This window comes from Pseudomonas sp. IT-P294 (assembly GCF_949767865.1).
Taxonomy (GTDB): Bacteria; Pseudomonadota; Gammaproteobacteria; order Pseudomonadales; family Pseudomonadaceae; genus Aquipseudomonas.
In genome coordinates this window covers 1-15,250 of the sequence record NZ_CATKQW010000019.1, presented here as the reverse complement: position 1 = coordinate 15,250, position 15,250 = coordinate 1, and the positions used below count along the sequence as shown (strand labels likewise).

12 protein-coding genes and 2 pseudogenes are annotated in these 15,250 nt (G+C 52.5%); 2 read left to right on the top strand and 12 right to left on the bottom strand.

Annotation, left to right across the window (positions count from 1 at the left end; translation table 11 throughout):
* Window positions 1-236 precede the first annotated feature (236 nt).
* From ACM6I0_RS15010 to ACM6I0_RS14955, 12 genes and pseudogenes are all read right to left on the bottom strand, one after another.
* Entirely contained in the window at window positions 237-1,352 is a 1,116-nt protein-coding gene (locus ACM6I0_RS15010; RefSeq protein WP_414922706.1) for a chorismate-binding protein, read from the bottom strand.
* Window positions 1,352-1,951, bottom strand: a complete 600-nt coding sequence (locus ACM6I0_RS15005) for a hypothetical protein (RefSeq protein WP_414922705.1) — start codon at window positions 1,949-1,951, stop codon at window positions 1,352-1,354. Before ACM6I0_RS15005 ends, ACM6I0_RS15010 begins: the two co-directional genes overlap by 1 nt.
* A gap of 5 nt (window positions 1,952-1,956) precedes the next feature.
* Complete coding sequence (locus ACM6I0_RS15000; RefSeq protein ID WP_414922704.1) at window positions 1,957-2,763, bottom strand: hypothetical protein; 807 nt, start codon at window positions 2,761-2,763, stop codon at window positions 1,957-1,959.
* On the bottom strand, window positions 2,750-3,388 hold the full coding sequence (locus tag ACM6I0_RS14995) for a hypothetical protein (RefSeq protein ID WP_414922703.1): 639 nt from the start codon (window positions 3,386-3,388) through the stop codon (window positions 2,750-2,752). The genes ACM6I0_RS15000 and ACM6I0_RS14995 overlap by 14 nt, the downstream gene beginning before the upstream one ends.
* 1,231 nt (window positions 3,389-4,619) lie before the next feature.
* The gene (locus ACM6I0_RS14990; RefSeq protein ID WP_414922702.1) at window positions 4,620-5,480 is read right to left on the bottom strand and encodes a hypothetical protein; all 861 of its coding nucleotides are present in this window, start codon (window positions 5,478-5,480) and stop codon (window positions 4,620-4,622) included.
* A gap of 525 nt (window positions 5,481-6,005) precedes the next feature.
* Entirely contained in the window at window positions 6,006-7,493 is a 1,488-nt protein-coding gene (locus tag ACM6I0_RS14985) for an efflux transporter outer membrane subunit (protein ID WP_414922701.1), read from the bottom strand.
* Window positions 7,490-8,548: an HlyD family secretion protein gene (locus ACM6I0_RS14980; protein ID WP_414922707.1), complete on the bottom strand. Its 1,059-nt coding sequence runs from the start codon at window positions 8,546-8,548 to the stop codon at window positions 7,490-7,492. Before ACM6I0_RS14980 ends, ACM6I0_RS14985 begins: the two co-directional genes overlap by 4 nt.
* A 26-nt stretch (window positions 8,549-8,574) precedes the next feature.
* Window positions 8,575-10,104 carry an MFS transporter gene (locus ACM6I0_RS14975; protein WP_414922700.1) on the bottom strand — a complete coding sequence of 510 codons (1,530 nt, stop codon included), beginning with the start codon at window positions 10,102-10,104 and terminating at the stop codon, window positions 8,575-8,577.
* Window positions 10,105-10,358: 254 nt separating this feature from the next.
* Window positions 10,359-10,576 (bottom strand): annotated as a pseudogene (locus ACM6I0_RS14970) (ABC transporter permease); the annotation flags it as partial.
* Window positions 10,577-10,721: 145 nt separating this feature from the next.
* Window positions 10,722-11,102, bottom strand: a complete 381-nt coding sequence (locus ACM6I0_RS14965) for a response regulator transcription factor (RefSeq protein WP_414922699.1) — start codon at window positions 11,100-11,102, stop codon at window positions 10,722-10,724.
* Between the two features lie 164 nt (window positions 11,103-11,266).
* Window positions 11,267-12,187 carry a LysR family transcriptional regulator gene (locus ACM6I0_RS14960; RefSeq protein ID WP_414922698.1) on the bottom strand — a complete coding sequence of 307 codons (921 nt, stop codon included), beginning with the start codon at window positions 12,185-12,187 and terminating at the stop codon, window positions 11,267-11,269.
* Between the two features lie 31 nt (window positions 12,188-12,218).
* Complete coding sequence (locus ACM6I0_RS14955) at window positions 12,219-13,286, bottom strand: hypothetical protein (protein WP_414922697.1); 1,068 nt, start codon at window positions 13,284-13,286, stop codon at window positions 12,219-12,221.
* A 366-nt stretch (window positions 13,287-13,652) separates the two neighbouring features.
* On the opposite strand from ACM6I0_RS14955, the gene ACM6I0_RS14950 reads away from it, so the two are divergent.
* Together ACM6I0_RS14950 and ACM6I0_RS14945 are read left to right on the top strand one after the other, a co-directional pair.
* The gene (locus ACM6I0_RS14950) at window positions 13,653-14,636 is read left to right on the top strand and encodes a quinone oxidoreductase family protein (RefSeq protein WP_414922696.1); all 984 of its coding nucleotides are present in this window, start codon (window positions 13,653-13,655) and stop codon (window positions 14,634-14,636) included.
* 338 nt (window positions 14,637-14,974) lie between these two features.
* A pseudogene (locus ACM6I0_RS14945) lies at window positions 14,975-15,250 on the top strand (hypothetical protein); the annotation flags it as partial.

The window sequence follows — 15,250 nt, the reverse complement described above, 5'->3', positions numbered from 1 at the left end:
ACGCTCGAAGATGCCTACAAATCTAAGGCCGATTCCCTGTGTAAAAACGGTTAAGCCGTTTTAAAGTCTGCGTTGCTACGTAAAATATGCCAGCATTTAGTTAATCAGAAGATTGAAAATTCTAGTAGGGACACGATTTTCCTTCCAGCCCTGACTGTCAAACCTACTCTAAGAGCTTCATACAGCCTGAATCTTTAGCAGACATAAAAAATGCATGCAAATTCAGAAATAAATTATCACGTGTAGGGTGATCCAGCAATATAGCGAACCTGTTGCAACTTTAATTTGGTTTCGTCTAACTCACTTTTCGAAGTGCTTCCACGAACTATTGAAGCTCCCACCCATGTATGCCAACTTGGGTATGTCGGTGTTCGTATAACCGTTCTGATAATTTGAACGAATTCAGAAACTCCGTTCGGCATTACGTAACCGGCTAACCCATAGTAAGGCCCTCGTGAGTGTTCCTCCAGCTTATTCAAAGCTTGTAGCCCCAAATGCCTGGGGCTCGCACCAGAAGGCGCTACTGCTGACAAAATAGAGCGAAGCGGGATATCTTTACAAACTACTGTCTCTAGAATGCTTACAAGGTGTCTTAGGTGCCGCTGAGGAAGGATATATGTGCCTCGTTTCGATACCCTCCCTAACTGTGAAAGTACCCTCATAGTCGCTTCGGCTGAAAGTTCGTGTTCGTAAATCAGTTTGTTTGAGTCTCGCATCTGTGAACGAAGTTGTTGATCCAGTTCAATACAATTAGATCTAGGTGCTGTACCTGCCAATTTATAGGTCCGAAAATGATAGATATTTCCCGCAAGTAAGAGTTCAGGACTCTCACCAACCATCTCATATCCAGCTATATTCAACGCAAATGCTCTTGAACAGCGGTGAGGGTGCGCAGTTTCAAAACTCGCTAAGACATCTACAAGACTCGTCGCATCTACGCGCCTGGCTAGTGTTAAACGCTCAAGTGGGTTCTCCAGTTTTTCGAATCCCTGAATAACGGTACTCGCCGTTTTAAGAAAGCGCTGCTCTCCTTCACTGCTGCGCACCCAACTTCCCTCTCTGAAAGCACAAGGAGGTTCTGATTTACTTAATGACAACTGTAAACTTGAAACATCTTCAATTTCTACGAAGGCTGCTAGTGCCATATTGGGCTCACTCCGACGCCACTCGTTAAAGCAATCAAATGAGATAAACCCAAAAAAACCTACGCCCGCCGCGAGGCTTTCTTCAATTGAGTCCCAATATTTCCCATGATCCCCGTCCTGAAATAGTAATCGCTCCGAGGTTGACTTTCCATCAAGACGCAGGCAGTTGCTAGAAGACTTGAATAGGAGTGTCGAGGATTTCAGCATTACAGTTTCATGCCAAATGCTTGGCCAGACCAGATCAGTTCAGATACATTACTGGGCTTATCAAAATAGGGTAGTGCCGGGTGTTGCACGCTCGTGCTTAAAGTGACGCCACTAAGCAAATGTAAATTCTGTGATAGTTGGTTAGCGAGGTCGCTTTCGAGATATATGGCACCTGCCTTTCCTATCCGAGCAAGCGCCTTCGCCTTAACAAGGTTCACACCCTCAAACCTCGTTGATCCACCTTCGACAATCGAAACGACTTCTCCTTGAGCAATGCCAATCGAAAAACCAAATGTTAATCCAACTCCTAACTTCTGGATTGCTGTGGCTAACTTAACGTGATCCAAGGTGGATGTATCAATTACCACATAAACAGAATCTCCATCTACATCAATGAAGTCCGCAGAAATATCAGCGGCACACTTTGATACCAAATCAACGTGCTCATCAAGAGTTGCTGCATATTTTGGGCCTGTAAGATTTTCATAAAGCGTTTTAGCGCCAACAATATCAGAGCAGATGATCGTACGAGTCACCACATTTCTAATACGACCTTTAGTCGGATGAGAAGGTGCCTCAAGGTGAACTAAGTTTTTCATCTAATCTACCCTTTCGCTATGTTGATAAGTGGGAAGTAGTAATCAGCGAGGTACTCCTGCGTTGCAGTCGCCAGGTACCCCTTGGCAATTGAGTCGCGCGATATGTTAAATTGTTCCTCTCGCTCTTTTAACTTCTGACTGGAAATTTCAGCAAGAGTTTCTGACACATAGTTATACTCCTCCTCTGTTGTCAGGTTGTATTTTGCAAATTTTATATTGTCGGATAAGTGAACCTCTTCATCGTTAAGTATTCGCTGCACTATTTTCAATAGTTTTGAATCGAAGGCGCTAAGCGTTCTCCCAGTGAGGGCCCTCTTCATACCATAGAAAAGGCCCAATCCTCCACCTTCAGACAAGCGAATTACCACCTCTCCTAACTCTTGATGCCGCAGTGCTTCTCTACGTTTGGTTAGATTCCGGCCGGCTGGTACTTCTCCCCAGTCCTCTAGTTTATCGCGGAAGCCTGATCCAAATTTTGATATGTAAATATCCAGCAGGCCCATGTAATGTGATAGTTCTTCTTGGGCAAATGTCAGATAAGAAAAATTTTCACGCAACAGCTCATAATCATGAAGCGGGTTCAGTGGCACAAGCTGTGACGCTGCTTCCCCAATCATACCCGTTACAGTTGTCCCAGGCCCACCATAAACACCACTTCCGTACCACTCTTTCCATATCTGGAGCCTGAGCCATTGCTGCTCAGTAGATGAAGATCTTTGATTGCTGCAGACTTCAAAATACTTTTTTCCAATTGCATATTCTATAGCCCAGAATGAGGATGAATCCTCTAAAGCACGCTCAAGTAATAACATTGCCAGGCTCCTCGAAGAGTTGATGTGCCGCAACTGCGGAAATATACATTTCGAGTATATGGCTCCGCCATTTATCGCCTATCGCTGCTAATCTTGATAGCGACTCCATGAGGCATGTAGCGGAAAGTTCTGCGCCTCTTGTCGTTGAGTGGCTTGAACTAGTTTCCATTAATTTCTGGTGGGGGAACGCTCCCCTATAAATTTCCCAAGCAATTCCGACAGGGGAGACGTACACTCCGAGTGAGTGGGCTTTCTTAAAAAAATCAACTTGCTTTGCCCAGCGGTCACAATCAGAAAAATCTTCTTTGCGACGCCATGTCATCATAAGTATCAAAAACGTATTATCGGGTATAATTTCCTTCCAGCATGTGATCGCTTTGAGAGCTTCTATCGGATTATCAATGGGAAGTTTACTTTGCTCTTGAAGAATTACGACGCTCCAACTTCTAGATGTTAGTAATTCTCTTGACTCTTTCGATATAAAGTGGTCGCACAATTTTGCTTGGCTAAATGTGTGGGAGCTAACTATGCACTCGTCACCATGCGCAATTTCGTACATTTTCTTAAAAACGTTTGGCAGATTTCCGGCCGCTGTAAAGCTACCACCTAGAAATAAGGCGTTCAATTTAAACTCCTAGGAAAAAGAGTTCCTATAAGTATCGCGCGATAGGGCTCAAAAAGCGGGGAAGCATGAAGAGGTCCGCGCCGAAAACTTGAATTAAAAATTACAGCATGAGGGGTTGACAATGTAAACAAGGTCAATTGCCCCGCCTCTTTTTTACACCAGACTGTAGGAGCGCCGGTAACAACCTGCACAAGCCGAGTAATCATCCAGTCTGGGTTACTGACGTCATAATCCCTATGTAGCGAAAATATATTATCATCAGTTACTTGTTTGGAATCAGCCTTAATAACTGCGAATTGAAGGAGGCATTGACGTGATGCTCCGATAGATTGAAACGCTCGCGTACTAGATATAACACTGGCAATTATTGGTTCAGGGAAACCTCGCCTTGATAGAATTTCACCCAGAAGTCGCCCGGCTTGATAGGCAGGTCCGAGCGTCTCAAATACTTCAGACTTTGAGCAGTTTGGAGTCCACCATTGGAAACTAGGCGTCGGGAACGCGACTACGAGATTCGGGCAGGAAAGAAGACGGTCAGCGGCCGCAAAAGGATTTGGACTAAGCTCAACAAATTCAACTGACCCGGTGCAACTTAGTGGTTCAATTTTTTGCGTTATGCTTTCCATTTTCCCTCCGTAGCATAGACGTCCTACATTCGTACTCCAAACCTGTTAAATTAATAAAACATATGATAACGAGCTTGTTTTTTCGCCGGCTTCGCTTTACAGCTTGCGCCAAACACCTGCGCACCAATATTGTTTAGTGTGGTTTTCTAAGATTATCAAGGTGGCTTAAAAAATATTTTTTGAAGTGCTGATTATAGGTATCCCGTTTGCAGTGCTACGGAGAACCGATCAATTCAGTTCTTCAGCTGAAATATCATAGTTAAAACAATGTTTTGGGTACGATTAAGGCCTGGTCGCTAATGCGCGCCTTTCACCAACTATTGACTCTCGCGAAGGACTGTACTTGGCCGATTTTTACCTGTTGCCACCGTCGGCTTTGGGTCGATTTCTGCCAGTCACGACAGGCAGAAACCTTCACAAAGCTGACTTTCGCGTAAGGCGGCGATTGGTCAATGGATGCTCCGCAGTTGACCGTCGATAACCACCTCGACGCCATCCTCCCTGACGCTCTGAAACAGTACGCTGGCTAAAATTTTATCGGTGAGGTCAGTTAGACCACCGCTTGACTACCCGACGGACGTTTGCATCTAGGTTGATTGGGCGCGTTAGGAAATGAGCGATTGAAGTTTGCTTAGAATTTTTGCGAGAGGATCGCTGTTTTTCGTTTCGTTGGATTTTCGCGTATCAGTTCCCTCCGTCACGACTCCCGCAAGGATTTCCGCCAAGTTGTGAAAATGGCCGGTTTTTCTTTCAGCTGGATCCAGCCCAGCTGTTTGGCTCTGACTCAGTGCCGCCTGCAAGGAAAGGTGCTGTGACAGCCACTCTGGGGTATTTTTTTCCTCCGGACTCATGTTATCCATGAAATCCAATGCAGCGTTTGCTCGACCAAAAGGATCACTGATAAAGGGGTCATTCCAGTTTTTTTCCTGGTCTGCCGGGCCACTATAATAACCGGTGGCAAGTCGGCCCTGTTGACGCATCAACGCTTGCGCGGATGATTGTTCTTGTGCAGTGAACTTTCCCCCTTCATTGGTGGCGACTGCATTCAGGGAGCGTCGATCCAGATCGCCCATTAACCCATTGCGATCTTCGTCGCTGCCGCTATAGGGTTTTCCACTAGAAGTCATCAACGCGTATTTCTGGTCCATTCGCTTACGGGCATCCGCTGCCACTTCGGCGAATGTTTTGTCCTTGGAGCTGGATATCGCTTCTGGTTTGGAAGCACCTAAAACAAGCGCATCTGCATTCATGCCTGACCGCACGGGAAAGAATGGTGTATTCCCGATGATCGAATTGCTGTACTCGGTAGAGGTGCTAGAAAGGCTGAGCGAATCAGCATTTTTCGAACTGGGCGCGGGAGGCTCGTCTTGCGCGACTCGGTGCTGTGACTCGGTGACAGACTTTGTGCCAACGGGAGATAGGTAGGCAGACATCGCCTCTTTCGAAGACGTTGATGCAGTGATCATTGTTATTCCTTGGCGAGCGACTCGTAATGCCGGGAGTGGTGACACTTAATGTCAGACAGGAGACGCAGTATCTGAACCCGGTTTGAGAATGTGCGATGCAATTCAAATACACGGTTAGAGAATGATTGATGTGGCTAGTCGAACACACAAACTTCGATCATCGCTCCACTACGGAATATCACCGAAAAATTGCCCTTCTAGCGCTGTCAATTCTGCGGTACATAAATACAATACTTCTAGACTCGTCGCTATTATCCTTAGGTTTAGTCAGCGCACCAGAGGTCGCCTTATTATTGAGACTCTCACATTCGAGCAAGCTGTCATCGGAACTTGCGCATGCTCAGAACGTAAAAAGTCTACCCCGAGTTCGACTGTTTCGAAGCTGGACGTAGGCGTGGCGTAAGGATTGTTGATCATATGGGGGGCATCGCATTGGTCAATGATAAAAGTGAAAAGATTAACGCCCGATCAGTCGCCCTCAATCCCATACAAAAAAATCAGGACCATTCCTACCCCCACCTTCTTTCATTCAGCCTTTGCCGCCAACGGGTACACCGACTCCCAACCCCCACCCAACGCCTTATACAACCCAACTATCGCCAACGAAACCCCGGTCGAACTCTCGACCCATTGCTGCTGAGTCGCCAGCAACTCGCTTTGCACGGTCAGTACGTTGACGAAATCCACCACACCTTCCACGTACTGCTGTTTCGCTGTGCGCAGGGCGATCTGGTTTTGGCGCACGGCCTCGGCGAGGCTGTCACGGCGTAGTTGGCTGGAGTTGTAGGCCCTCAGTTGATCGTCGATTTCATGCCAGGCACGCAGTACGGTTTGCTGATACGCAATCGCGGCTTCCTGTTGTTGCGCTTCACGCAAGTTCAGAACGCCGCGTAACCGTCCACCATCGAACAGCGGCAGGCTCAATTGCGGACCGATTCCAAACGATCGCGAGCCCCAGGAGCCGAAATCGCTCAGTTGCATGGCTTGCGAACCCAGGTTGCCGGACAAGGTAATCCGTGGATAGAAATCGCCCTTCGCTACGCCGATGCTCGCCGTAGCGGCATGCAGGCGGGCTTCGGCCTGGCGGATGTCCGGACGGCGTTCGGCCAATTGCGACGGCAGGCCGATGGCGACCTGACGCGGGGTTTGCGGCACGGGGGCGTCCGTGGATAACTCGGCGAACAGCGCTTGCGGTGGTTCACCCATCAACAGACTGAGCGCGTTGATCAGTTGCGACTGACGCTGTTCAAGCGCGGGCAAACGCGATTCGATGGCGGCGACTTGGGCCGCCGCTTCGGCGACGTCCAGGTCGGTGGCAACGCCGTCGGCCAGACGCAGTTGCGACAGTTTCAAGCTGTGGCGGGCGACGTCGAGGTTTTGCTCAGTGACGGCACGAGTGCTTTGTACACCGCGCAATTGAATGTAGTCCTGAGCCGTTTCGGCGAGCACTGACAGCAGCACGCCGCGACGATCGTTTTCCGCGATTTCGAGGGTCGCATCGGCGGCTTCGGTTTCGCGACGTACACGGCCCCAGAAATCCAGCTCCCAGGATGCGGAGAAACCTGCATCCCACAGATTGAACGCCGAGTCGCCGTTGTGGCCGGACGGGTCCATCAATCCTTCGCCGCTGTTGCGTTTACGTCCGTAACTGCCCGTGGCGGCGGTGTTGGGGTAACGCTCGGCGGTAACCACCTGGCGCACGGCACGGCTTTGTTGCAGGCGGCTGCTGGCGAGTTTCAGGTCGAGGTTGTCGGTCAGGCTGCGCTGGGTCAGGGCGGTGAGTTTCGGGTCGTTGAAGACTTCCCACCAGCGTTCATCCATTGTTGCGGCGATGACTTGGCTGCCAGCCACTTTTTGTGGCTTGGACCATTCCGCGATTTGTTGTGTGCGCGGTTTCTGAAAGTCAGGGCCGACAGTGCAGGAAGTGAGGTTCATGACCAGCAAGACGCACAATGTCAGACGAGGCAGCCGCCCCCTCACGAACGCGCCAGCCGCATCAGTGAAAATTTTCATCTATCGGCAACCTCTTGCTCACCAACACCCGTCGTATCAATTCGTGCTTCCACCGACATTCCCACCCGCAGCCGCTCGGCCAACGGCTGCTGCGGATCCAGCACGATTCTCACCGGAATCCGCTGCACGACTTTGGTGAAGTTTCCGGTCGCGTTGTCCGGTTTGATCGAGGCAAAAGTCACACCAGTGGTCGGAGCGATACTCTCGACGCGGCCGCGCAAGGATTCACCACCAAAGGTATCCACACGCACCTGTACACGCTGCCCCGGGTGAACGTCCGTCAGTTGGTTTTCTTGAAAATTGGCGACCACATAGGCCTGCCTCAGCGGCACCACCGCCAGTAACTTGCTGCCCGGGACGACGTAGGCGCCGACGCGCACCGCCCGCTCGCCGATCATGCCGTCCTGCGGCGCAACAACGCGCGTATACGACAACTCGAAATTGGCTATCTCCAGCGCTGCTTGCGCGCGCTTCAAGCCGCCGTCCGCCGCGTCGCGCTGTGCCGCCAGGATCTCGACTTGCTTGCGTTCCGCCGTCAGCAACGCTGTCGCGATGGCCAACCGCGCGCTCGCCTGATCGATCCGTGTGCGTGCTTGCTGAGCGTTCTGCACCGTACCCGCGCCAACACCGGCAAGGTGGTTGTAGCGGTTCAGTTCATGTTCGGCGAAAACCATTGCCGCGTTCGCCGACGCGACTGAGGCTTGCGCCTGAGCAATCACCGATGTCTGGCGCTCAAGGGTGGCGCGCGCATTTTGCAGCTGCGCCCGCGCCACCAGCGTTTCGGCATCTGCAGCCTGAGCGGCCGCACGCAGATCACGGTCATCGATCAATGCCAACAATTGCCCTGCCGTCACCTGCTGGTTGTCTTCCACCAGTACTTCCTTAATGAAGCCCGCGACACGCGGTACCACCAAAGTGAAGTCGGCGGAGACAAAGGCGTCATTGGTGGTCTGATGCGTTCGCTTGCCAAACAACCCTGGCGCCAGCGCCAGCACGCCGATCGCCACCACGGAGGCGGCGATCACAGCCATTTTTAGCTTTGATTGAGTCGTCATAAAAACCTTCTGTTTCAGTGGAGCATTCAAGTCGCCGCACGTGGCGGATAAATCCGCGTCGGCAGCCAGAAAATCAGCAGGATGAGGGCCAGCGCAATGCCTGTCATACACAGATAAAGATCGGATGCCGTGAGCACCACGGCCTGCTCATGCAGCCGATGGGCGAGGCCTGCGCTGTCGCTATCGGCCAGCGGCGAATTGCCGAGGCGGTCGACCAACATGGTCGAATGAAAGTGCAGCCGCGCGGTGGTCAAAGCGTCGATCATGCCGGTGGCGATCACGGCCGCGAGGCCCTTCACCGTGTTAAACCAGGCCGATGCGAATGGTCCTTGCACCGGAGTGATACTGCCGGTGGCGAGCATCAACAGTGGCAGCACCGCCATGGGTTGGCCGAAAACCTGCAACAGTTGCAGCACGTAGAAATCATCGCGAATCCACCCGGACGTCAGTTGCGAGCCGCCGAAGCACGACAGCGCCAGCATGCTCAAGCCCAGCCCCAAAACCCAACGGCAATCGACCCAGCGCAAGTTGCACAGTGCCGCCACCAGAGGTAGCGCGACTAACTGGGGCAGCGCCGCCAATAGCATGATCGGCGCGGTCTGCACGGGGCGATAACCCTGGACTTGTGCAAGGTAACTGGAGGGAATCACGACCACCGCCAGCAAGACCACGAGCACGCCCGCGAGGGTCAGCAACGCAAACGACAGGTTGCGAATGCCGAGCATCTGCATCATGAAAAACGGCGACGGGTGAGACCATTCATTCATCAGAAACAGAACCAACAACAGCAGTCCACCGCCGAGCAAGCCGCAGACCAAACTCGACTCGAACCAGTCCAGCCGATTGCCTTGCAGGATGCCGATCACTAGCATGCAGATAGCCGGAAAACCCAAGAGCAGTCCGCGCCAGTTGAACTCCTTGAAACGCTCCAGGCGCAGCGGGTCTTGGGGCAACCCATAGGCCACGGCGGCCATGGCGATCAGGCACGGCGCGACGATTTGCCAGAACGTCCACTGCCAGCCGACATGCTCGGTCCACAACCCGGCCAACGGCGTGCCAAGGCCTGGGCCGAACGTCGCTGTTAGGGCATAACCGGCCAAGCCGTAGACCTTCACGTTGGCTGGCAAAAAACGCAGCGCGACAGTCATCAGCATCGGCGGCAACGCACCGCCCGCCAGCCCTTGCAATGTACGCATCACTAGCAGGCTTTCGTAATTCGGGGCGAAGGGGCAAAGCACGCCTAGCAAGGTGAACAGGCAGATCGCGCAAAGAGTGAAGCGCCGAAGCGACAGGGTGACCGCGCACCACGGTGCGAAAGCGGCGGCAGCCACCGCGGTCGCGGCATAGGTTGCGACAAGCCAAGTTCCTTCGTCATAGCCGATAGCCAATGCGCCGCGAATGTCGGCGAGGGCAACTTTGGTCACCATCTCGTTGAGGCCTGCCACTAGCACTGCCAACAACACCCCCACCAGGCCGATGATAATCCGCGGCCCAAAAGCTACCGCGCTGACCGGCGCGGGCGCGGCCAGAGACACCGATCCAGTCAGAGAGGTCATCGGTTCAAACTCCGAAAAAGTGGGCAGGCGGTCTAAGAAGGCGCTTCACTGACGAAACCGACTTATCAGCAACTTATAAGTGCGCTTAAAGCATTAATGAAGGGAAGCAAGTTCTCGCGATAAGTAATGCACCTACGCGGCAAACTATGGAAAAAAGTTAACACCTTGGGGTCACGCAGACCACCATCCATAGGTGTTAGCGGCTCATACGCCTGTCATGTATATGACGCCTGCCAGGCCTCGGCGCAGCACGGGATCGACGGCAGCGCCGCAGTACCAGGATGAACAGCACAAATTGCGTGCCCTTAAAACCGTATTTGCTCCCGCCCTTGCGCCGGGTTTCGGAGGCGCCTAATCAGGCCTAAGTGTTCAACGTGAGCGCCCACAGTACTGAATGCACCATTACGAAAATCAGGCTGGTCTGCCCAATCCAAAACAAAAATAGCGCTGGTGGCAGCAGGGCAATCGCCGGTGATGCGACAGTCGTTTGCCGAGGGGGTAATTCCATATCGCGACAGGTTTATGGTTTGGTAGCTGACCAGGAACATCTGTTCGTGAAGAATTGAACCGTTTTGCAAGCGCTCATCAGCGTGCCACGGGAGCCGTCACACCGATCTTCAGTCGACAGTTTTGATACCGAGGACATCTTGCACGTGTCTCATGAGCAGTTCAGCGTTGAAGGGTTTCTTGAAGTAGCCCACGGCGCCCAGTTCCCGTGCCCTTAGTTCTGGTGCGTCGTCGATGCATGCCGTTATGAATATCACCGGAAACCGCATCGCACGTACCTTTAGCTCTTCAAACAACTGAAGACCGTTCATGCCAGGCATCCGTATATCCGAAATGAGGCATGCTGTTAAATCAAGAGCGTTGCAAGCCAGATACTCTTCGGCACTGGCGAAACTACGAGCCGCATACCCCATTGATCTAACAAGGCTATCGAGTGAAATACGGACTGTGTCGTCGTCATCAACGATCGAAATGATTGGTATATTTGACAATTAGTTCAACCTTGGAGTAGTGGGAGCTAAGGATAAAAGTTCTTGCTGCTTGATAAGGCTCATCCATACAAAACTGCTTTACTACGTGCTCATTTCTGTCTTGGACGAGAAACACTTTTCATAGAATGGTTAACGCTATTGAAAGCATGCCGCCGACGCGCAATTTATGACTGGTTTTCCGTTTCCAGCCCTTCCTGCTGTTTTAAAAAATCAATGAACACGCGGAGCTTTTGCGGCATGGCGCGGCTGTTGAAGTAATACAGTGACAAGCTGCGTTGGGGGCTCCAGTTCTCCAGTACTCTGACCAAACGGCCATCGGCGAGATAATCCTGAACGTAGCGGTCGTAAAAATAGGCGAAGCCGCACCCCTCGAGCGCAGCGGCCAGCAGTGTCATTCCGTCGTTACTGGAGATGCGACCACTGGTCTCGATTTCGACATCCTGGCCTTCGCATGAAAACATCCATCGCTCGTGGGTCCCGGTGACGGCGCTGTTGTAGCGAATACAGGCATGTGCCATGAGATCCGCGGGAATCATCGGCACCCCGTGACGGTTGATGTAATCGGGTGATGCCACCACTGCCATACGGATCTCAGTACCCAAAGGAACGGTCACCATGTCCTGCTCCAGCATTTTGGTCGCTCTGATGCCAGCGTCGTAGCCATCATTCACGATGTCGACAACGCGACTCTCGATGGCAATGTCCAGATTGATGTCCGGATAGGTCGCCAGGAACTTGGGCAACAACGGTTCGAGAAACATTACGTAGGCGCTGCGTGACATGGTCAAACGCAGCGTGCCTGAAGGTTTCGTAGCGACTTGGGCCAAATCGGAGAAAGCGCTTTTCAGCTCCAGGACCAGCGGCGCTACCCTCTGATAAAATAATTCTCCGGCTTCGGTCAGCCCCACGCTGCGCGTCGTTCTATTGAACAGTCGAGCGCCAGCTCTTTTTTCCAACTGGCGGATGGCGTGGCTGACAGCAGACTTGCTCACGCCCATTATGACCGCCGCAGCGGTAAAGCCGCGCACGTCTGCCACGCAGACGAAAACCGTCAATAGCTCAAATCCATCGGTATCGATCGTCAACGTCGGGTCCCCTTGCAGTCGAGACAGCGCATCAGCCGAAACGGACGCCCGTAATACCCAGCATGATCGACAAGCTGATCAATACGCCGAAAACGGTCCCGCCCCACCAGCAGCCATTGGCAATCGATCGGGAGGCACCATGCGCGAGCATCACCACCCTGAGTCCGGAAAACAGGTGCGTAATAATGAAGAAGACACCAATGGCGTAATGCGGCAGCAATCGAATGCCCCAAGGATCATGAATCATCCCCACCGGATCACCGGACGCGAACTCCCAGCCCGTTTCAATGCCCGCGTAAGTTCTTGCAAATACAAACACCGCGTTCAGATGGCCCAGGATGAATATGGACAAGAACACGCCGGAACCCACCTGAAAAATCCGGTGGTTGTCGCTGCCCACCGAACTCCAGTTCCACGCCAGACGCAGTCCGCTGACCACCTGAAACAGCAAGGCGATCACAAGGACGGGTTCGACAAAAGGTGAACGATAAATCGTGCGTCCCAGTTCCATTACCTGCAGATGAACCTGCGGTCCGGCGAGGCCGAAAAGGTGGTTGAACAAATGGAAGGCGATGAAAAACAAGACGATCACACCCGCAGCGCCATGGGCTACACGTAACGCCGGCATCGAGCGGACCGGGGGGATGGATTGTTCGGCGGTATGACTTTCTCTGCCGAGATAAATCCCCAGGCCAATCCACAAGACGGCCCAGATCCCCTCATCGGGCACCGCGCCGCCCAGCATGATGTTGTTGACCCCTACGAAACAGTACAGCGTCGGTGCGCTGATGATAAACAGGGCCAGCCGTCTGACTCGTAACTGCGCCGCCGCGTTGTGTCGACGAGTGATGCTCTGGCACGCCAATGCAAACCCCATGGCCGGCACCGCGAAAACTGCCAGCATCAACGCAATGGCGAAGAATAAAGAAACAGGCGAGATCGTAGAGTCCAGTCCGATATTCATGACCTGTGCGTGAAAGGCATTCAAGAAATAAGGGTAAACCGATGTCACCAATACCGGCGCCCACACAATCCACTTATTCAGCGGTTTCGACACGCCGATTTCGTAAGGGCTGGCCGCCCGTTGATAAAACATCATGCAATCCTCGTATCAAAAATTATGATCTCAAGGACTGCCAGACTTAATGTCGCCCTTGAACACTTCCACCAGAGTGCCAGAGAAATGAAATGACTTACGGACAACTAAGTATAGTCATCTCATATGAAAGTATTAATTTCAGCCAGCTCGTGCCTTCCACTTTGCTTTTTTTAGCACTGGGCCACCCACTGATCTGCTCATGCGTTGATTGTCCAATTTCACTGCACAGTCTGTTCACAGCCAGACCGGTTATCGAATCACGGGTAACTCTTATAATTCGATCGCCATTCTTATCAAACCATCGCACTCCCCGCCCACACTTCTCACTACAGAAGATGTGCTACGGAGTTAAAAGGAATATTCAACATGTCGACTCGCGCAAAAGCTGCTCGCATTCGTGCTTATGGCCCGCCTGAAGTACTGGTGTTTGAAGATATCGATGTAGCGGCCCCGGGCCCGGGACAACTGCTGATTCGTAACACCGTGATCGGACTGAATTTCGTGGAGGTTTATTACCGACGTGGAACCTTCCCGGTTCCGGCATTCCCCGCCGTTCTCGGTAACGAGGCAGTGGGCGTCGTGGAAGCCGTTGGCGCTGATGTCACCGGCATCAAGGTTGGCGATCGCGTGGTTTATTCAGACGATGTGCACGGCGCCTATTCGACGTTTTGCCTTTACTCCGCAGATCGCGTTGCGATCGTCCCTGATGGCATCAGCGATCAACAGGCTGCCTCGAGTTTCCTCAAGGGACTGACTGCACGTTACTTGCTCAAGGAAACGGTAAAACTGCAAGCGGGCGATACCGTGCTGTATCACGCGGCAGCGGGCGGTGTCGGGCAGCTGTTCATTCAGTGGGCCAAGACCATGGGCATCCAGGTCATTGGCACCGTATCTTCCCCCGAGAAAATGGCCATTGCTCTGGCAGCAGGCTGTTCACACGTAATCAACTACCGCTCCGACAATTTTGCCGATCGCGTTATGGAGCTCACGGGTAACATCGGCGTCAAAGCCGTATTCGATTCCGTCGGCAAAGACACGTTCTCCGACTCGCTGGCGGTTCTACAGCCACGGGGCACGCTCGTCGTTTTCGGTAAAGCTTCCGGAAATCCCCCGCTCATCAATCCGTTCGATCTCGCGCCGCGGTCGCTGACCTTGACCTGGCCGGTATTACCGGTGTACGTGGCCACGCCTCAACAATTAGCGTCAGCGGCTGAAGACCTGTTCCAGGCCATCGAGACGGGAATAATCAATGTCGAACCGAGTCGGGTGTATCCGTTCGAGCAATTGATAGAGGCACACCGCGACCTTGAAGAACGCCGCACTACGGGTGCTGCCGTTTTGATCGTTTGATCTCGATAAATCATCCCCAAAGAACTTGCAGGGACATGGCTGCCCGCGAATGCGGGGATACCGCATTGCGAGGGTGGCCAGCAAGCCGGCTTTCACAAAGCTCTCCTCTCAGGCTCACTATCAAGGCACCAATCATACTTAGGGATGAATGTGTCATACGAACATACCTACGGAAAAACCCTATGCACAAGTGACGTACCGATTCATTCCATTACTATTTAGTCAGCTCTGAGCAAACGAACTTTCGACCACTTTTACCCGCTCACCACCATAAATAGCGCCTCGACTAATCCAGCATATTTATGAACTGAGCCGACCAACTAATTAGGGTGAATACAATGAAGACCTCCGATCTGGGCCTGGCAATCGTTTTTCTGGCAGCGACGGGTTTAGTTATTACGCATGCAGTCGCCAACGAAACTTACGCTGCACCTAACGTTGTTGCTGGCCGCGAAAATAATGCCCCCGATGAAGCGGCCCCTCCCCTGCAACAGCACCGGGCCAGATCGGCGCCCACTCAAATTGCCGAAGGCGGATCAGACAAACTCCTCGAACGCCACGTCGCTGAAGGTGGATCGGACAAACTCCTCGAACGCCGCGTCGCCGAAGGCGGA